The organism is Rhodospirillales bacterium (genome assembly GCA_016712595.1).
GTDB lineage: Bacteria > Pseudomonadota > Alphaproteobacteria > Rhodospirillales > Defluviicoccaceae > Defluviicoccus.
Genome location: JADJQT010000001.1, coordinates 1,599,188 through 1,618,163, shown reverse-complemented (window position 1 = coordinate 1,618,163; position 18,976 = coordinate 1,599,188). Strand labels below are relative to the sequence as shown.

At 64.0% G+C, this 18,976-nt stretch carries 16 protein-coding genes; 6 read left to right on the top strand and 10 right to left on the bottom strand.

Features of this window, described 5'->3' with window-relative positions; translation table 11 throughout:
• Window positions 1–29: 29 nt before the first annotated feature.
• Together cbiM and IPK66_07305 are read right to left on the bottom strand one after the other, a co-directional pair.
• A complete protein-coding gene (cbiM, locus tag IPK66_07310) occupies window positions 30–653 on the bottom strand; it encodes a cobalt transporter CbiM (GenBank protein MBK8175066.1) in 624 nt (207 codons plus the stop codon).
• 45 nt (window positions 654–698) lie between these two features.
• Window positions 699–1,712 carry a DUF4198 domain-containing protein gene (locus IPK66_07305; GenBank protein ID MBK8175065.1) on the bottom strand — a complete coding sequence of 338 codons (1,014 nt, stop codon included), beginning with the start codon at window positions 1,710–1,712 and terminating at the stop codon, window positions 699–701.
• Between IPK66_07305 and nikR the strand changes: the two genes are divergently transcribed.
• The gene (nikR, locus tag IPK66_07300) at window positions 1,654–2,130 is read left to right on the top strand and encodes a nickel-responsive transcriptional regulator NikR (GenBank protein MBK8175064.1); all 477 of its coding nucleotides are present in this window, start codon (window positions 1,654–1,656) and stop codon (window positions 2,128–2,130) included. The two genes, IPK66_07305 and nikR, sit on opposite strands and share 59 nt — an antisense overlap.
• 84 nt (window positions 2,131–2,214) lie before the next feature.
• On the opposite strand, the gene IPK66_07295 is transcribed toward nikR, so the two are convergent.
• A complete protein-coding gene (locus tag IPK66_07295) occupies window positions 2,215–3,906 on the bottom strand; it encodes an MCP four helix bundle domain-containing protein (protein ID MBK8175063.1) in 1,692 nt (563 codons plus the stop codon).
• Window positions 3,907–4,198: 292 nt separating this feature from the next.
• On the opposite strand from IPK66_07295, the gene IPK66_07290 reads away from it, so the two are divergent.
• A complete protein-coding gene (locus IPK66_07290; protein ID MBK8175062.1) occupies window positions 4,199–6,358 on the top strand; it encodes a VTT domain-containing protein in 2,160 nt (719 codons plus the stop codon).
• Window positions 6,355–7,119, top strand: a complete 765-nt coding sequence (locus IPK66_07285) for an endonuclease/exonuclease/phosphatase family protein (GenBank protein ID MBK8175061.1) — start codon at window positions 6,355–6,357, stop codon at window positions 7,117–7,119. The genes IPK66_07290 and IPK66_07285 overlap by 4 nt, the downstream gene beginning before the upstream one ends.
• A gap of 25 nt (window positions 7,120–7,144) precedes the next feature.
• Here IPK66_07285 and IPK66_07280 read toward each other — a convergent pair whose 3' ends face one another.
• Window positions 7,145–8,803 carry a thiamine pyrophosphate-binding protein gene (locus IPK66_07280; protein ID MBK8175060.1) on the bottom strand — a complete coding sequence of 553 codons (1,659 nt, stop codon included), beginning with the start codon at window positions 8,801–8,803 and terminating at the stop codon, window positions 7,145–7,147.
• Window positions 8,804–8,957: 154 nt separating this feature from the next.
• The gene (locus tag IPK66_07275) at window positions 8,958–10,163 is read right to left on the bottom strand and encodes a glycerophosphodiester phosphodiesterase (GenBank protein MBK8175059.1); all 1,206 of its coding nucleotides are present in this window, start codon (window positions 10,161–10,163) and stop codon (window positions 8,958–8,960) included.
• A gap of 165 nt (window positions 10,164–10,328) precedes the next feature.
• Between IPK66_07275 and IPK66_07270 the strand changes: the two genes are divergently transcribed.
• The 3 genes from IPK66_07270 (at window position 10,329) to IPK66_07260 (ending at window position 12,467) form a co-directional block, all read left to right on the top strand.
• Window positions 10,329–10,973 carry a dual specificity protein phosphatase family protein gene (locus tag IPK66_07270; GenBank protein ID MBK8175058.1) on the top strand — a complete coding sequence of 215 codons (645 nt, stop codon included), beginning with the start codon at window positions 10,329–10,331 and terminating at the stop codon, window positions 10,971–10,973.
• Between the two features lie 43 nt (window positions 10,974–11,016).
• Window positions 11,017–11,712: a prolyl oligopeptidase family serine peptidase gene (locus IPK66_07265; protein MBK8175057.1), complete on the top strand. Its 696-nt coding sequence runs from the start codon at window positions 11,017–11,019 to the stop codon at window positions 11,710–11,712.
• A gap of 71 nt (window positions 11,713–11,783) precedes the next feature.
• Entirely contained in the window at window positions 11,784–12,467 is a 684-nt protein-coding gene (locus IPK66_07260; GenBank protein ID MBK8175056.1) for a prolyl oligopeptidase family serine peptidase, read from the top strand.
• Here the strand turns inward: IPK66_07260 and IPK66_07255 are convergent.
• From IPK66_07255 to IPK66_07235, 5 genes are all read right to left on the bottom strand, one after another.
• Window positions 12,455–13,993: an AMP-binding protein gene (locus IPK66_07255; protein ID MBK8175055.1), complete on the bottom strand. Its 1,539-nt coding sequence runs from the start codon at window positions 13,991–13,993 to the stop codon at window positions 12,455–12,457. The two genes, IPK66_07260 and IPK66_07255, sit on opposite strands and share 13 nt — an antisense overlap.
• A gap of 245 nt (window positions 13,994–14,238) precedes the next feature.
• Window positions 14,239–16,509, bottom strand: a complete 2,271-nt coding sequence (locus IPK66_07250) for a UvrD-helicase domain-containing protein (GenBank protein MBK8175054.1) — start codon at window positions 16,507–16,509, stop codon at window positions 14,239–14,241.
• Between the two features lie 131 nt (window positions 16,510–16,640).
• Entirely contained in the window at window positions 16,641–17,291 is a 651-nt protein-coding gene (phoB, locus tag IPK66_07245; GenBank protein ID MBK8175053.1) for a phosphate regulon transcriptional regulator PhoB, read from the bottom strand.
• 120 nt (window positions 17,292–17,411) lie between these two features.
• Complete coding sequence (gene phoU, locus IPK66_07240; GenBank protein ID MBK8175052.1) at window positions 17,412–18,113, bottom strand: phosphate signaling complex protein PhoU; 702 nt, start codon at window positions 18,111–18,113, stop codon at window positions 17,412–17,414.
• Between the two features lie 45 nt (window positions 18,114–18,158).
• Complete coding sequence (locus IPK66_07235; protein ID MBK8175051.1) at window positions 18,159–18,965, bottom strand: phosphate ABC transporter ATP-binding protein; 807 nt, start codon at window positions 18,963–18,965, stop codon at window positions 18,159–18,161.
• Between the last annotated feature and the right edge of the window lie 11 nt (window positions 18,966–18,976).

Sequence of the window (18,976 nt, the reverse complement as noted above, 5' to 3'; positions counted from 1 at the left end):
GCAAGGCGCGCGCCGGTCGCACGGCCAACTCAGGCATGCGCCGGACTCCCCACGCCGAGGATCTCCGGCTTGACCTTCTTCAGCAGCACCACCGCCGCACCGGTCAGCGCCCCCTCAATCACCATCAGCGGCCCGTAACTCAGCAGCACGATGCCGAGGGCGGGACGATATTCAGGGCCGCTCAGCGCCAGAGCCGCGCAGACGAACAGCGCAGTCAGCGCGACCGCGCCGGCTCCCGCGCATGCGCCAAGTGCAAAGATGGCGCGCGGTAATTCGAGTCGACGCAAAAGCGGGCCAAGAACGGCCGCGATCAAAAGCGCCGGCACGGCCATGTCGACGACATTGACCCCGAGAGTGCTCAGGCCGCCAAAGCCGAAAAAGAGGGCCTGCAAGGTCAGCGCCACCAGGATCGCCGGTACGGCGGACCAGCCGAGCACAAGGCCTATCAGCCCGCCGAGCAGGGGATGAACGCTCGTCGGACCGACCGGGATGTGGACCAGCGACGCGACGAAGAACACGGCGGACAGCAACGCCGCCTGTGGGATCTTTTCGTAATCCAATCGCTTGAGCGAGACGGCGAGAAGCATGGACGCGGCGGCGACGCCACCGACCAGCACCGGCGCCGAAAGCACGCCATCCGGAATATGCGCCATGTCCGCGGTTCCTCGCCGTTATTTTTTGCCTGCGGCTCCTCGCCGCTACTTCATGTCCACGGCGCGGATCCACATCAGCGCACCGAGTTCGACCGGGACATCCTTGCCGGCCGGGTTCTTCATCGTCTTCTCGCCTTGAGTCAAGGCGGCGAAGCCCCACCAGCCGGCGCGCGGCAGGCCGTAGGCGAATTCGCCCGCGGCGTCGGTCTTGACCACCTGGGTAATGAAGACATCCGACGGCGGCGTCACCGAGCTGTCGTTCATCCATTCGACCTCGACCTCGGCGTCGGGCACCGGCCGGCCATCGCGCTCGAGGACACCGCGGAAAACGTTGCCTGTCCAAACGCCGTAAGGACGGGTCAGCGGACGGATTTCCACCGGCAACCCGACCAGTTCGTCCCAGCCTTCACCCGCTCCGTAGGCATCGACGACGACCTTGGCGTAGTGCACGATCATCTTGCCTTCACTGGGCTCCCAGTACGGCTTCGCCTCGACGAAAAAGACGTAGTCCGCCGGTGTCTTGATCTCGTAGGACGCCTGCCACGCCTGCTTGCCGTCGTGCGTCGTCGCCCGCAGACGCGCATCGAGATTCTCGATCGTGCCGCCCGATTTGACGCCGAAGCGTTGGGGGCGCTCCATGGTCATCACCGGGCCGCGCTCCATCGGGTGCGTGAAGATAAGATCGATCAGAACGTTACCACCGCTTTCCGCGGTAACCGTGTCGGTCGAGGGCTTAACCACCTGGAAATGCGCCTGCGCATCTCCGCCGGGCGCGAGTAGGAGAAAACCAACGCTTACGATCGCCCCTGTCGTCGATGTTCGTATGTCCCGTCTCCATCGATTCTTGGTTGGCGGACCGGGTGGCGGTCCGGCATCGTTGATTTGCGCGATGCTTTTGCCGCGCCCCGCGCCGGTATGATGATCTGCGAATTCTTCATACCACGCGTCGGCGCGAATGCAAGGACCGTCGCGCACCAAGGAACGATGGGAGACCCAGGCGATGCAGCGGATCACGATCTCCGTCGACGACGCGTTGCTCGCGGAGTTCGACGCACTCATGCAACTTCGCGGCTACAGCAACCGCTCGGAGGCTTTTCGCGACCTCGTGCGCGAGCGGCTGGAGCGAGAGCGCTTCGCCAGCGTCTCGGCGCCCGCCTGCATCGGGTGCCTGACCTATGTCTACGATCATTCAGAGCGGGAATTGCCGCGACGCCTGATCGAGGCGCAGCACGCGCACCACGATCTGACGATCTCGACGATCCACCTTCATCTCGATCATGAAAATTGCATGGAGGCCGCCATCCTGCGCGGGCCGACGCAGCAGGTCACCGCTTTCGCCGGCACCATCACCGCACAACGCGGCGTCCGCCACGGTCATCTCTGGCTCGTGCCTGTCGACCTTCGCCTCGACAGCCACGAGCACACCGTCGGAGATCATCCCAGCGAGCCGCATGTCCATAGCCGACCGAAAACTTAATCGTCGGGTATGGGAAAGGCTCTGTGAAACCCGCCCCCCTGAACACAGTGTCAAGGAGCGATCGGCATCGCCTGACGCTTCAGCTTACGCGGCTTTGACCTGGGCCAGGAAGGTGTTCAACTCGCGGGTCAACTGCGCGGACTGCTCGGCAACGTGCTTCGAGGCACCGAGCACTTGGCCCGCAGCCGATCCGGCGCCACTCGCCGTCTCCTTGACGGCGGCGATGCTGCTGGTGACCTCCTGAGTCCCCCGCGCCGCGCCCTGAACGTTGCTGGCAATCTCCTGCGTCGCCGCGTTCTGCTGTTCGATGGCCGAGGCGATTCCCGTGGCAATTTCGCTGATCTCGGCGATCACCCGACTGATCTCCTCAATCGCTGCTACCGCGTCCTTGGTCACCGCCTGCATCTGCGCCGCCTGGCCGGCGATCTGATCGGTCGCCTGAGCCGTCTGCCCGGATAACGATTTCACTTCGCTGGCGACCACCGCGAAACCCTTGCCAGCCTCACCGGCGCGCGCAGATTCGATCGTGGCGTTGAGGGCAAGAAGGTTGGTTTGACTGGCGATATCGTTGATCAGCCCGACCACTTCGCTGATTTTCTGCGCGCCCTCGACCAAAGCCTGCATGGTGCCGTCAACGCGGCGAGCCTCCTCGACCGCCTGCTGGGTGATCCGCGAGGACTGCGTCACCTGACGGCTGATCTCGCTGATCGACGAGGACAATTGTTCGGCCGCGCTCGCGACTGTCTGGACGTTCGCTGATGCCTGCTCGGCAGATGAGGCCACCGTCAATGCCTGCTGATTGCTCTGATCGGCCGCGGTCGACATCGCCTCCGCCGCAGATTGCATCTCACCCGCCGCCGAGGACAGCGACGCGGCGAGCTGCCCCACCTTGGCCTCGAAGCCCTTCGTCAGCGAGTCGAGTGCTTCTGCGCGCCGTTCCTTGTTCTTGCGCTCTGCCTCTTGCTCAGCCGCGAGGCGATCGGCGGTGATCATGTTGTCCTTGAACACCTGCAACGCCGCGGCCATGCCACCGATCTCGTCGCGACGGCCGACCCCATTGATCTCGCAGGCAAGATCGCGGGCGGCAAGCTTGCGCATCGTCGCGGTCATCGCCGCGATCGGTCGCGAAACACTGACCACGATCAAAAAGCCACTAACGCAGCAAATCATCGCGGCGACGACAAGAACGATGACCACAAGTATGAACGTCGAATTGTAGAGTTCTTCGCCGAATCGTGCCGCATTATTGGCTTCGCGGACATTCAACGCGACGTCATTTTTAACGGGATTGTGGGCAGAATTAAACGCTTCGCGCAGTGTTGTATTGAATATGTTTCCTGCCTTATCATTTTCGTTATTGCGCGATAATTCGATAACCTCCTTTGATTTTTCGAGATAAATCTCCCAGAGGCGAGAGAAGTTGTTGTACAGCGCTCGCTCCTCGTCCGTCGAAATCAGCGGCTCATAGGCGGCGCGAATTTTGGCGATCCGGCCCGCCGTCTCCTGCATCTCGGCCTCGTAGCCATCCATTTCCTTACCGGTCGTCGACAGGATGTGGTTGGCCTGCAGCCGGCGATACTTGCCGATCGCGTCATTGAGATCACCGATGGCCTGCAGGCTCGGCAGCCAATTCTGCGTGACTACCTGGGTCTGTTGATTGATGCCGGCCAAGCGATCCAAGGAGAAGGCGCCCAGTGCCACGGTGACGAGAAGGGCCATGGCAAAGGCCAGCGTCACCTTCGTTCTGATCGCCAGGTTATTGAACCGATCCAACATGCACGATGCTCCAGACAGTATGGCAGCCCGGCGAACTCGATGTCTCCCGGGGATACGTAGGTACCGTTGCGCGATGAATGCCGTGAGTCATTCGCCTATAAGGTACACGCGGGAACCATCCTCGTCGATCGCGATTAACAATGGGTTACCGCTGCAAGGATCGTGAACCGACTGTGGCTCCGTGGGCTTACGGCATCGCCAGCCGGATGCGTCTTTGCACAGAGACGCTGCCAGAAACAGAGTGAGGCTATGTGTCTCTCTCACGCGGCGATCCAGACGCGGAGGGAGGTCGATGACGACGACATTGGTCAGGGCGGAGCGCACGCGCGTGCAGCGGACGGCTTTGCGCGAAATGAAATGCCGGGCGGATCGCTTTGCTTTCCTGATCGACGCACAAGATTACTTTCGCACTTTCAAGACTGCGGCGATGCGGGCCCAACGCTCAATCCTGATCATCGGCTGGGACGTTAACAGCCGCACGCTGCTCGAGTTTCCGGGCGAGGCGCGCCCGGACGTTCCCAACGAGCTCGGCCCGTTTCTCAACCACGTCACGAGGCTGCGTCCGCATCTGTGGGTCCGGGTACTGAACTGGGATTCGCCACTGCTTTACGGGCTCGACCGCGAGTGGGCACAGCAGGCACGCTTCGACTGGTTCACCAATCCGCGCTTATGTTTCGCCCTCGACGAGGCACACCCGATCGGCGCCTCGCAGCATCAGAAGCTCGTGGTCATCGATGATCAACTCGCCTTTGTCGGCGGCATCGACCTGACGGATTGCCGGCTGGACGCGCCCGCGCACCGCCCCGCCGATCCCCGCCGCCGCAATGCCGACGGCACGCCGTATGAGCCACATCATGACATTCAGGTCGCGGTCGACGGTGCCGCGGCGCAGATGCTGGCCGAAGTGGCGCGCGATCGCTGGCAACGAGCGACCGGCCAGCGGCTGGTACCGGCGGTGAACGGAAACGAGGATCCCTGGCCGGATGACCTTACCGCCGACTTGCGGTTCGTCGACGTCACCATCGCCCGCACGTATCCCGCATGGAAAGGGCATCGCGAGGTCCGCGAGATCGAAGCCTTGTTCGTCGAGTCGATCCGCCGCGCCCAAACGAGCATCTACATCGAAAACCAGTACTTCTGCGCCGTGCCCATCGTCCAGGTCATCATCGAGCGCCTGGCGCGCCCGGACTGTCCCGAGATCGTCCTCGTTCTACCCCGTCAACCGACAGGCTGGCTCGAGCGAACGACGATGGGCAGCCGCCAACAGCAGATGCTGGCGCGCGTGCGGGAAGCCGATCAGTACAACCGTGTGCGGGTTTATACCCCCGTCGTCGGCACGTCGGGAGACGTCGGCATCAAGGTCCACTCGAAAGTGATGATCATCGACGGCCGGTTCGTCAATGTCGGATCGGCGAACCTCAACAACCGCTCCGTTGGCCTCGATTCCGAATGCAACCTCGCCGTCGAAGGAAAGGCGGGCTCCCCCGAGGCAAGAGCGATCGCCGGGTTTTGCAATCGCCTGCTCGCCGAACATCTTAATGCGCCGATCGGCCGCGTTTTCGCCGAGATCGAGGCCGGCGGCTCACTGATCACGGCAATCGAACGGCTGCGCGGCCCCGGTCGCAGCCTCGCTCCGTTTCCGGATCATGCGAACGATACCGACGTCTTTCAGGCGTTTGCCGCCGATCTCGACCTGCTTGATCCAACTGCGCCGGTCGAGCCCGAACGCATCGCCGATGAATTCGCCCGCGATCACCGCGGGCGATCGACTCTGCAGGCGAGCGTCATACGCCTGTGTGCCGTCGTTCTTGTGCTTTTGTGCTTCGCCGCGTTGTGGCACTGGGGGCCACTGGCCGCATACGCCAATCCCGAGACGATCGAATATCTGGCGCGGATCATGAACAACGACTGGCAGGCGAGCGTGGCCTTGCTCGCTGTCTATGTCGTCGGCGGCCTGCTGATGTTTCCGGTAATCGTGTTGATCGCCGCGACCGGCATGGTTTATTCGCCGGTGTACGCGCTGCTGATCGCCGGCGGCGGTTCAGTCTTGAGCGCGATCGCCGGCTATGCGGTGGGCGCCGTGATCGGCCGCGCCCATCTCCGCCGCCTCGCTGGCGGCCGGCTCGATCGCATCAGCCGCCAGCTTGCGCGTCGTGGAATTCTATCGATGACCATTATACGCGTTCTGCCGGTTGCGCCGTTTACCGTGGTCAATCTCGCCGCCGGCGCCTCGCATATTCGCTTCGGCGATTTCGTCGCGGGTACGGTGCTCGGCATGGCGCCCGGCATTACCGCGATTACCCTGTTTTCGGCTCAGCTCTGGCAGGTTTTACGCTCGCCCGACGCTTCGAACCTCTTAATCCTCGCAGTCCTCGCGGCAGCCTTGATCCTGGCGGCAGCCTTCGCCTGGCGGCGCTTCGTGCATCGCCATTCCGATAAGGCAAAGGCGTGATCATTGCGTTCGATGCGCAGGAATGCGCCGATGCGCAGGCGTCAGCACCATCGTCGCCGATGACAGCAACCCGACACCTGCGCGTCGCCACCTACAACATTCATCGGACAATCGGCAACGACGGTCAGCGAGATCCAGCGCGCATCGCCGCTGTTATTGATGAGCTTGGCGCCGATATCATCGCCCTTCAGGAGGTCGACTGGCGATCGGATCGGGATGACGACCTGATCGCCGCCGCCACCACCGAGACGGGCTATCACGCCGTCGCCGGCTCGAACCTGCGCCGCCATCGCGGCGAGTACGGCAACCTGCTGCTGAGCCGGCTTGCCGTGCGACGGGTGCGGCGGATCGACCTTTCACAGAACCGCAAAGAACCGCGCGGCGCGATCGATGTCGATCTCACCGGCGGCGGGGCTACGCTGCGGGTAATCGCCACGCATTTCGGACTCCGGGCGATCGAGCGCTGGCGCCAGGCCGCGCGCTTGCGCGATGCCATCGCCGATCACCCGGACCATCCCCTGCTTGTCCTCGGCGATTTCAACGACTGGTGTCCCGGATGCCCCTCGCTGCGCCCTCTGCTGACTATGGTGGCGGCGAGCCCGCGGCGGGCAAGCTTTCCGTCGCGCCGGCCGCTGCTCGCACTCGACCGCATTCTTTACAGAAACATCGCAGCATCCCCGTGCTTTCGCGCGCATGCGACGCCGCTCGCACATTCGGCGTCCGATCACCTGCCCGTCGTCGGCGAAATCGTTCTCGACTGACGGCAGCCGCGACGAACGCCCCGCGTCAGGGGCTACTCGCACGCAGGCGGGCCAGGGTGGTGCGCGTGCTGATCGCGTCGGGATCAACGGCAAGGACGAGGACGGCGGCACGGCCGGCCGCCTTCGCGCGCGCCAGCGCTGGCGCGAACTCCGAGGTGTGCTCGACACGCTCCGCAAAGGCCCCGCAGGCGTGCGCGAAAGCGACGAAATCCGGATTTTGCAAGCCGGTACCAAGCGGGCGTCGGGGATAGGCGCGCTCCTGGTGCATGCGGATCGTGCCATACATGCCGTTATCGAAGACGATCACGATCGGCGCGGCCCCGTGCTGCACCGCCGTCGCCAATTCCTGGCCGGTCATGCCGAATCCGCCGTCGCCGGCACAGGCGACGACCAAGCGCTGCGGATAGCGCAGCTTCGCCGCCACCGCCGCCGGCACGCCGTAGCCCATGGCGCCGTTGACGGCGCCCAACAGCCGCCGGCCGCCGCCGAACCGCAGGTAGCGCTGCGGCCAGCCTGAGAAATTGCCGGCATCGACGGTCACGATCGCATCCCCCGGCAGATCGGTGCGCAGATGGATCATGGCCTGGCCGAGGTCGAGCCCGCCGCCGGACGCCGCGGGTGCCGTATCGGCGAGATATTCGGAACGGGCGGCGTCGGTCCATGCGCGCCGATGCGTGCCGCCGCTTGGGGCGAGCTTGCAGGCGGAGGCGGCAAATGCCGGGGCGCTTGCGCACAAGGCGATCGCCGCCGGAAACACTCGGCCGATCACCTGCGCCCCCGGATGGACGTGCACGAGTTCCGGTCCGCCGGCGGCCAGGAGCGAAAAACCCTGTGTCGTCGCTTCGTCAAGACGCGAGCCTACGGCCAGCAGCACATCGGCGGAGCGCACGCGGGCGACGAGCGCCGGATTGGCGCCGATGCCGAGTTCACCCACGAAGCACGGATGATTGTTATCGAACAGGTCGTGGCGCCGGAACCCACAGCATACCGGCAGGGCGTTGGCTTCGGCGAAGCGCTCGATATCCGCGCGCGCTGCCTCGTTCCAGCCGCTGCCGCCGAGCAGCAGCACGGGGCGCAGCGAATCGCCCAACACCCGGTGGATCCGCTCCATCACGCCGGGATCAGGAGGTGCATCGGCGAGGCGCGGCATTGGCGCATCGCCGCAGACGGCGCTCTCGCCAAGAACGTCCTGCGGCAGCGACAGGACAACCGGCCCCGGCCGTCCACGCATCGCGGTATGAAACGCCCGGGCGAGCGCCTCGGGGAGTGCCGCCGCACTCTCGATTTCCTCCACCCGCTTGGCAAGCGGGCGGAACATCACCTCGAAGTCCACCTCCTGGAAAGACTCCCGGCCGCGCCTGGCACGCTCGACCTGCCCCACAAGCAGCACCATCGGGGTCGAATCCTGCCGTGCCGTGTGTACACCGATCGCCGCGTTGCAGGCTCCCGGACCCCGGGTGACCAGACAGACACCGGGGCGGCCGGTCAGCTTGCCGTCGGCCTCCGCCATCATCGCCGCGCCGTGCTCGTGGCGGCAGGTGATGAAGGCAATCCGCGCGCGCACGTCATAAAGCGCATCGAGAATCGCAAGGTAACTTTCGCCAGGAACGCCGAAAATGCGCTCGACGCCAAAATTCAGCAGGGCATCGACGATCAGCCGCCCGCCGGTGCGCGCCGTTGCCATCCGCCAGGGCTCCTCTGCCGTGAGTCGTTTCATAGTTTTAGCCAAGACCGCGGCCGGGAGCGAGCGTGGCAAATTGCGCGGAGCGGATTGGTCAAAAAAATGCCGCCCCGGCAGTCCCGGGGCGGCGGTCGAAAGACAAGGAAACGTTTTGAGGCTATTTGACGAACGCGTCGCGCGCACGCACGCCGATATCGCCCTGATCGGTGAAGAAGCCGTCGAGGCCGAGATCGAGGAACGCGGTGATTTCGCCAGCGAGATCGCCGAACTCCAAAGGATCGGCGCTGCTCTGGAAATCCGCCGGCAGGAAGGTGTTTTCGGCGCGGAACGTCCAGGCGTGAACATCGAGGCCGACGGCATGCGCATCGGCGATGATCGTCGTCGGCGCACCGAGGGCGTTGTTCACCCGCGGGATGATCAGCGACTTGTTCACGCCGATGCCATTGGCGTAGGTGGCGATTTCGGCAAGGCCGGCCGGGGTGGCAAGATCGGCGTAGGTGCGGGTATCGCCATTGGCAACGAAGTCATAGGGTGCCCCGCTCGAATCCATAAGCTGGATAAGCGGAAGGTCGGTCAGGCCGCGCAAGGTCTTGAGGTTGGCGACCTCGAAGGACTGGATGAACACCTTTTTCGTCTCGCGGAAGAACGCTGCCCGATTGATGGTCTTGACCAGCAGCTTTTCCATCGGCAGGCCGATGCTCTGGAAGTAGGTCGGATGCTTGGTCTCGGGATAGACGCCGACGCAGCGGCGGTGCGTCAGGCCCTTCGCCCTGGCTTCAAGCTGGAAGCGGAAGTTGACGCCGCGGGCGAGGTCGAGAACTTCCTGAAACGTGGGAATTGTAAAGTCGCCGTTGAATCGCTCGTTGGTCGGGCGGACCTGCGGCAGGCGTTCCTTGGCACGCAAGGTCTTCAGTTCGGCAAGAGTGAAGTCTTCGGTGAACCAACCTTGGATCGCGTTGCCATCGATCGTCTTGGTCGTCTTGCGGGAGGCGAACTCGGGGTGGTCGGCGACGTCGGTCGTTCCCGAGATATCGTTCTCGTGGCGAGCGACGAGCACGCCATCCTTGGTCATTACCAGGTCCGGTTCGATATAATTGACGCCCATCTCGATCGCGAGCGCGTAACCGCCCAGCGTGTGCTCGGGCACATAGCCGCTGGCGCCGCGGTGGGCGATGACGATGGGATCACTGCTTTCGACACATGGCAGCGGTGCATCGCCGGTCGCCCGGGCAGTGATCGGCGCGAAAACCATGGACGACGCTAGCAGCGCCGCGGGCAAAACGGCAAGTCTCAGATGTAGCACGTTGATTCCCCTCCTCCAGAACGCGGATAGCCGCGACCGGTCGCGCGCGGGGATGCGCATCGCGCATGTGTGAGCACAACTGGCCGGGCGCGAAACGCTAGCCGAGCGAGGTGCGCGAGTTTCGGAAGCTTGCTTGAACTCTTTCTGACGATTTTGTGGCGGTGGACATCCGCCCGGGCGTGAGCCACCATGACCGTCAACAAGCACAGGAGGGGAGCCTGGAAAATGTGGGAGTGGGCGCTTCGCTGGAGCGAAGTCAGGGACGATCTCGTCCTCGGCTCCAGCCCGATGACCGTTGACGACATCGAAAACATCCGCGAACAGACCGGCGCGACGGCCCTGTTGTCACTGCAAAGTGACGCTTGCCGGGCGCACTACAACATCGACTTCGCGGATCACCGCGACTTTGGCGAACGCAGGCAGATTGCGATGGTCAACGCGCCGATGTACGACTTCGACGCCAGCGAGCAACGGCGAAGCCTGCCTTACGCCGTCCGCAGCCTGCGGGATCTCCTCTGTGCCGGTCACAAGACTTACGTCCATTGCACGTCCGGATATTCGCGGGCGCCGCTCGCGGCGCTCGGCTACCTGACGTTCGTCGAAAAAGAAACCACTGAAAACGCGACGGCGACGATCCTCGCCGCCCAGCCGGAGGCCGATCCATCATGGGAAGCCTACCATGGCTGCCGCGCTGACCTCGTCGATCTGCTGCGCGAGAATATTCTCGTCCGCGCCTACTACCTGTCGCAGGAGGAACCGGAGGCGTCGCCCGCCGAGCACTGGGCGCGCGCCGAGTGCGATATGATCTGCTCGGCGTTCATCAACGGCGGCACCGCGCCTCGCTGGCGCCTCGACCCCTGCCGCGCATGAAGCCACGCGTCGCATTCCGTGCGCTCCTTCGGACCGTGCGGTGATGATCGGCTTCGAAGCCGGGAAAACCGGTCTGTGGATTCCGCCGGATAGAGGATCCGCGGGGGGCCCGCCGCCGCTCATCCTCTTTCTACACGGCATCGGCGAGCGGGGCTGCGGCGGCCCCGAACTCGCGCGTGTCGCCGCGTGGGGACTGCCGAAGCTGCGCACGACCAACGGCCTGACCAACGAGTCCGGCTTTCCCTTCCTCGTCGTCGCGCCACAGTGCCCGCCCGATCGCCATTGGTGCGATCGCGAGATGCGTGACGCGGTGGCCGCGCTGGTCGACCATCTGGTTGCCACAGGCGCGGCCGATCCCGCCCGCCTCTACCTCGCCGGCTTCAGCATGGGCGGTATCGGCAGCTTCTGTATCGCCCTTGATCGCCCGTTGCAGTTCGCGGCGCTGGTTTCGGTCTGTGGCGCGTGCGAGGACCAGCCGGAGCGGTTGCCCGAACTCGCCCACCTGCCGATGTGGATCGCCTACGGCGAGGACGACGAGATCGAGCGGCTCACGCGCGGCTCGAAGGACGTGGTTGCGCGACTCTCCCGCTTCGGACGACTGGTCGAACGGCCATTTTGCGTCGGGCGGGCCGGCAACATCGGCGCCCATCCCCGCACCGCGGACGCCGCGTTCGCCGAAACCGCCCTTTACCACTGGCTGCTTGACCCGCGACACGCGCGCCCGCCGTCCGGCCCGTGAGTGCTCGCGCATTGCTTGCCCCGCTGTCTTCCGGCTGATCGCTCGTCCCCTTCGGGTGGCTTCGGTGTCGCATGATCGAATATACCCTCGACCTCAACTGCTGGTGGTTTCCCGCCGATGCCGCGTCCATCCGCCACGACGAGCATCCACCGCTCATCATCTATCTTCACGGCAGTGGACAGAAAGGCGAGGGCGGCCGCCGGCTGCACAAAGTGACGGACTGCGGCTTGCCGAAGCATCGGCTTGAACATCGCAAGCTGACCGACACCCCGTTCCCCTTCGTCGTCGTCGCGCCGCAATGCCCGCACGGCAGAAATTGGTGCGATGCATCCGTTCTGGCCGCGGTCGAGGCGCTGGTCCGCCAGATCATCGATGGCGGCATGGCTGACCCGCATCGGCTCTATCTCACCGGGTTCAGCATGGGCGGGATCGGCACGTTCTGTCTGGCGTTGCGCGACCCTCAGCGGTTTGCCGCAATCGCCTCGGTGTGTGGGCGGTGCACAAACATCAGCGAGGTCGGGCGCCTCCGGCACACACCGACGTGGGTTGCCTATGCCGAGGACGACGAGATCGAAAAGCTGACGCGCGGATCGAAGGACGTCGTCGAGCGCCTGGCGCCGTTCGGCAATGTCGTCGCCCGCCCCTACCACGTCGGCGCCCGCGACGGCGAAATCGCCCACGTGCGCACGTGTAACGCCGCCTACGCCGACCGCAACCTATACAGGTGGATGCTCCACCACCCCTACGAAACCTGAGCCTTGGCGTAGGCGTCCCGCATCTCGCGCTTGAGCGTCTTGCCAGCGACGTTACGGGGGAACTCCTCGTAGAGCACGACGTCCTGAATGCGCTGAAACTTGGCGTCGACCCGTGCGTTCGTCCAGGCGACGAGTTCTTCTCGCCCCGGCCGATCCCCCGGCTTCAGGGCAACGGCGGCAATCGGGACCTCTCCCCATTTCGCGTCCTGGACACCGAACACCGCGACCTCGCGAACCGCCGGGTGACCCGCAATCACCTTTTCGACATCGAACGGATAGACGTTGACGCCACCGACGATGATCATGTCCTTGATGCGATCGACGAGGAACAGATAGCCTTCCTCGTCGACATAGCCGGCGTCGCCGGTGTGCAGCCAGCCGTCGCGGATCGCCACCGCGCTCAGGTCCGGACGCTTGTAATAGCCCGGCATCATGCATGGGCTGCGCCCGCAGATCTCGCCCACTTCGCCGGCGGCGCACGCGCTGCCGTCTTCGCGCTCGATACGGATTTCCATGAACGGCGGCGGGCAGCCGACCGAGCCCAGCTTGCGAATCGCATCGTGCTTGTCGAGGATGGTCATGAACCCCTCGGTCAGCCCGTAAAGCTCGTAGAAGCGGTTAGGAAGCTCGGCATTGATCCGTTGCTTGACGCGAACGTGCAGCGGCGCGCCGAGGTTGTGCAGCATCTCGAGGCTGGCGAGTTTCTCGGGCGTGTAGTCCGGGTGGTCGAGCACGGCGGTGATCTGCGCCGGCACCATGATGATATGGGTGACCTTGTAGCGGTGGGTATCGGCGATGACCCGCGCCGGATCGAAACTCTCATGCAGCACGTAGGTGCCACCCACGAACATCCACGGCATCAGGTCGACCATGGCACCGTTGAAGACGATCGAGCCGGCGTGCAGGACGACGCTCTCCGGCGAGATGCGAAAGGCCTGGGCGAACAGCGTGCAGTACATCGCCCGCACATAGTGGGAATGGATGATGCCCTTGGGCAGACCGGTGGTGCCACTGGAGTACATGATATTGAACATGTCCGCATCGACGATGCCGGCATCGGGAGGATTATCGTCCGGCGCATCGCCGATGAAGGCCTCGTAAGTGCAAAACGCCGGCTGTTGCGTGGCGTCGGTGCCAAGAAGAATCCAGCGTTCGGCAGCGATGTGCGGCAGTCGCGGGCGCAGGCGCTCGAAGGTTGCGGCGAACGAGACATGCCCCAGCACCAGTGACGTATCGGAATCCTTGAGCAGCGAGGCGAGGCCACCGTCCTGAAGGAGCGGGCTCATCGGCACGATGACGAGGCCGGTCTTCGCCGCCGCCCAGTAGGCGGCCATTAACTCGAGGCAGTTAGGCAGAACCGTGGCAAATTTGTCGCCCTTTTTGAGCCCGGCGCGCAGAAGGGCGTGCGCCAAGCGATTAACGCGCGCGTTGAGCGCTTTGTAGGTGAGCGAGTGTCCACCGACGATCAGGGCGGGATGCTCCGCCCGATAACGCGCATGGCGCGGCAGCAGCGAGCCGATATCCATGGAAATCCCCCATCTCTTTGCTTTTGGTCCACCATACGACCGCCGAGCGGGCAGTGCCATCTTTGCTGTTCGCAGGGGCTGGCGATATTTTTTGCCGAACACAGGCACGAACGCGTCGGCACATTCGTTGGAAATCGTCCTCGTCCGGCTCTCTGCCGGGCAAGCGGCCCCTCTTTGGTTTTTCAGTTATTGCCGAGAGATCGTCGACGTCGCGCCGGCGTCCTGCCACGCAGGCACAGATAAAATTACGCGGCTTGCACGAAGCTCTGGATGACGGTCTTCGTTCCAGCCTTTTCGAAATCGATCTCAAGGCGATCACCGTTGACGCTGCGGACCGTGCCGTAGCCGAATTTCTGATGAAATATTCGCTGACCGGGGGCGAACGGGCAGGCAGGCGCCGGACGCGCCGAGGGGCGATGGGCGGCGAGACCATCGATCAGCGGCGGCCGGCGAAGCCGCGCACCGCCGCCTGCACGGACACTGCTCGCAACGACGGACGGCAGATCGTCCAGCCATTCGCGATCCCTGCCGCCGTACCGGGAAGCGCCGAACAGCCCGGTGGGCGCCGATACCTCGACATGGTCCGCCGGCAACTCGCTGACGAAGCGTGACGGGAGCGCGCTTTGCCAGGTTCCGAAGACCATGCGGTTGGCGGCGTAGCTGACCACCGCGCGCTTGCGGGCGCGGGTGAGGCCGACATAAGCGAGCCGGCGCTCTTCTTCGAGCGAGGCCGCTCCGCCTTCATCGAGCGAGCGCTGGTTGGGAAACACGCCCTCCTCCCAGCCCGGCAGGAAGACGGTATCGAATTCGAGCCCCTTGGCGGCATGCAAGGTCATCAGCGCGACCTTGTCATCACCGGCCGCGTCATCGTTGTCCATCACCAGGCTGACGTGCTCGAGAAAGCCGGCGAGGCTTTCGAACTCGACGAGCGCCGCTACCAGTTCCTTGAGGTTGTCGAGTCGCCCGGATGCTTCCGGACTGCGGTCGGCCTGCCACATCGCGGTATAGCCGGACTCATCAAGGATCGTGCGCGCCAGTTCGGCGTGCCGCGTCCGGGCCATCTGCTCCCGCCAGCGCGCGAGGTCGGCCAGCAGCCGGCCCAGTGTTCCGCGGGCTTGCGGCTTGAGCTCGTCGCTCTCGATCAGCCGGGCGGCAGCGGCCAGCAGCGGGATGCCGAGATCGCGGGCCAGAAGGTGAATGCTGCGCAGGCTGGCGACACCGAGACCGCGCTTCGGGGTATTGACGATACGCTCAAAGGCGAGGTCGTCATCTGGCTGGACGACGGTGCGAAAATAGGCGATGGCGTCGCGGATCTCCTGGCGTTCGTAAAAACGCGCGCCACCGATGACCCGATAGGGGATGCCGACAGTGATCAGCCGTTCCTCGAATTCACGCGTCTGGAAACCGGCGCGCACGAGCACGGCCATGCTGCGCAGCGGCTCGCCAGCGGCCCGCAGAGCCTCGATGTGCTCGCAAACGACGCGCGCCTCGTCCTCGCCGTCCCAGACACCGCGCACGAGCACCTTCTCGCCCTCGCCCTGGGTCGTCCACAGTGTCTTGCCGAGCCGGCCGCGGTTGTGGGTGATGAGCCCGGACGCGGCGGCGAGGATATGGGGTGTCGAGCGGTAGTTGCATTCGAGGCGGATGACCTGGGCGCCGGGAAAGTCGCGCTCGAAGCGCAGGATGTTGTCGATCTCAGCGCCGCGCCAGGAATAGATCGACTGATCGTCGTCGCCGACGCAGCAGAGGTTGCGGTGCCCTTGCGCCAGCGCGCGCAGCCACAGGTACTGGGCGACGTTGGTGTCCTGGTATTCGTCGACGAGCAGGTAGCGGAACTGCCGCTGATACTTCAGCGCGATCTCCGGATGCTGGCGAAAAAGGGTAATGTTGTGCAGCAGCAGGTCCCCGAAGTCGGTGGCATTCAGCGTCCTCAGGCGCTCCTGATATTCGGCATAGAGCGGCAGGGCCAGGCCGTCGAGCGCGTCGGCACCTTCCGCCTCCGTCACCTGCTCCGGCGTCAGTCCGCGATCCTTCCAGCGCTGGACGATCGAGGAGACGAGGCGCGGCGGCATCTTCTTGACGTCCATGCGCCGCGCTTCCTCGAGCTGCTTGATCAGGCGGAGCTGATCGTCGGCATCAAGGATGGTGAAGTTGGGTTTGAGGCCGAGCAGTTCGGCATGGCTGCGGAGAATCCGCGCCCCCGTCGCATGGAAGGTACCGACCCACCAGCCTTCGACCGAACAGTCGAGCAGCCCGACCACGCGCTCGCGCATCTCGCGCGCCGCCTTGTTGGTAAAGGTCACGGCCAGCACCTGCCACGGTCGGGCGCGACCGGTCGCAAGGATGTGAGCGAGCCGGGCGGTGAGCACCCGCGTCTTGCCGGTACCGGCACCGGCCAGTACCAGCACCGGCCCCTCCGTCGCCTGCACCGCCTCGGCCTGACCTGCGTTCAGCAGCCCGAGATAAGCGGCCGGCGCGCACAATCGGGCCTCGGACACGGGAATGTCACCATCCATGCCCCGAGATATAGCATGCTTCCAGCAGAATTCCGCTACCGAACGTAACGAGGCAGGCTTAGGCGCTGATCCCTCGCTCTCGTCGGGACGGTGCGGGCGGAGCTGAAGCGGTGGAGTTCCAGCGAATCCGGTCAGTTGACCCCATGGTCGACGTCGAGCGCGTAGCCGGTGCCGCGCACCGTGCGAATGACGTCCTCGTCGCCATGAGCGCCGAGCGCCTTGCGCAGCCGGCGAATGTGCACGTCGACGGTGCGCAGTTCGACGTGGATGTCACGACCCCACGCCTTGTCGAGCAATTGCTCGCGGGTAAACACCCGGTACGGTCGCTCCATGAACAGGCGCAGCAGCCGGAATTCGGTGGGGCCGAGGTGGATGTGCTTGTTGCGACGGGACACCCGGTGAGTGGCGAGATCCATGATGATGTCGTGGCACACCAGCCGCTCTTCGCTGAGTGACGGGCGGGTCCGCCGCAGCACCGCGCGGACCCGGGCGACAAGTTCGCTGGGCGAGAACGGCTTGACCACGTAGTCATCCGCGCCGGATTCGAGGCCGCGCACCCGGTCTCCTTCCTCGCCGCGGGCGGTCAGAATGATGATCGGCAACGCGCGCGTTTCCGGTTTGCCGCGCAGGCGCTGGCAAACGGCGATGCCTGAGGTGCCGGGCAGCATCCAGTCGAGCAGCACGAGGTCCGGCTGGTGCTCCTCCACGGCGATCATCGCCTCCTCACCGTCACCAGCCATCGAGACGTCAAACCCTTCGCGGTCGAAGTTGTAGCGAAGCATTTCTGCCTGCGCCTCTTCATCTTCTACAATAAGCACTTTCGGCTTAGCCGAAATCGCTGCGTGATTGAGCTGCACGGCAAAGTCCCTTCTTGAATTATCTTATACTGCTATTGTCACTATCTACAGTACAGTAAAACTTGTGACATCGTCTTTCGGCCTTTCGTCTGATGGTGCCCGTCCATGCACAAGAAAACCGACGACTTCTGCAATGTTTGTCGCATGATCACCGACGCGCTCTATATTTTTAGCGATGAACAATAGATGGGTACACGCGGTTATGTTGCGCGGGTCCTCCATCATATACGTCAGTAACTCACGAAATATGCTGGTATGCAGAGCGTCCAACTCCTTATCGCGCTGCCGTACCAGTTCCGCCTTTTCCAGATCGCGGGCGATGTAGGCATCAAGCACATCCTTGATCATCTCCTGCGCCAGCTTGCCAAGCCGCACGACCGTTTGCGCCGACGGCACCGGCGGCATCTCGACCAGTGCCGCGGTACGTTTGGCGACGTTTTTCGCGTAGTCACCGACGCGCTCGAGCATGCCCGCGGTCTTCAGCGCGCCGATGATCTCGCGCAGGTCCTTGGCCATCGGCTGACGCAGCGCCAGCATCGCAACCGCCTCCTGGTCGACGAGGAGCTCCAGATCGTCGATCCGCTGGTCATCGGCGGTGATGCGGGCGGCGCGTTCGAGATCCCGCTTGCTCATCGCGTCGATCGCCTTGGCAAGCTGAACCTCGGCGAGGCCGCCCATCTCGGCAATCAGGTTTTCCAGCCGCTTCAACTGATCATCGAACGACTTGACGATGTGCTCGGACGTCATGGTCCTTGGTCTCCTCCGGACGAGTCCCGCGGTCATACGAGCCGCCTAGCCAAAACGCCCGGTGATGTAGTCCTGTGTTCTTTTGTCGTCGGGATTGGTGAAGATCATCTCGGTCAAGCCGGTCTCCACCAGAACACCCATATGGAAAAAGCCGGTGCGCTGTGAGACACGCGCCGCCTGCTGCATCGAGTGGGTAACGATGATGATCGTGTAGTTCTGCCGCAATTCGTCGATCAGTTCTTCGATCCGCGCGGTGGCGATCGGATCAAGCGCCGAACACGGCTCGTCCATCAGGATTACTTCAGGCTGAACCGCGATCGCGCGGGCGATGCAAAGCCGCTGCTGCTGGCCGCCGGAAAGGCCGATTCCCGGCTGATTCAGCCGATCCTGCACTTCCTTCCACAGCCCCGCCCGCTCCAGGCTGGTCTGAACAATCTGCTCGAGATCGCGTCTGTCGCTGGCAAGTCCGTGGATGCGCGGACCGTAGGCGACGTTCTCGAAGATCGATTTCGGAAACGGATTGGGTTTTTGGAAAACCATGCCGACACGGGCGCGCAGGTGAACGGGGTCCATCTGCGGCGCGTAAACGTTCTCGCCGTCGAGCAGGATGCTCCCGGTGATGCGGCAGCCATCGATGATGTCATTCATGCGGTTGAGACATCTGAGATAGGTCGACTTGCCGCAGCCCGAGGGACCAATCAGCGCCGTGACCTCGTTGCGATAGATATCGAGGCTGATGTTGTCGAGTGCCTGTTTGCCGCCGTAAAAAACACAGACCTTGTCGGTGTGGAATTTCACCGTGCCTGCCGCCGGTATTGCCAGGGTCGCGGGCTGCATTGCCATTTTTTGCATCTAGACCGTGA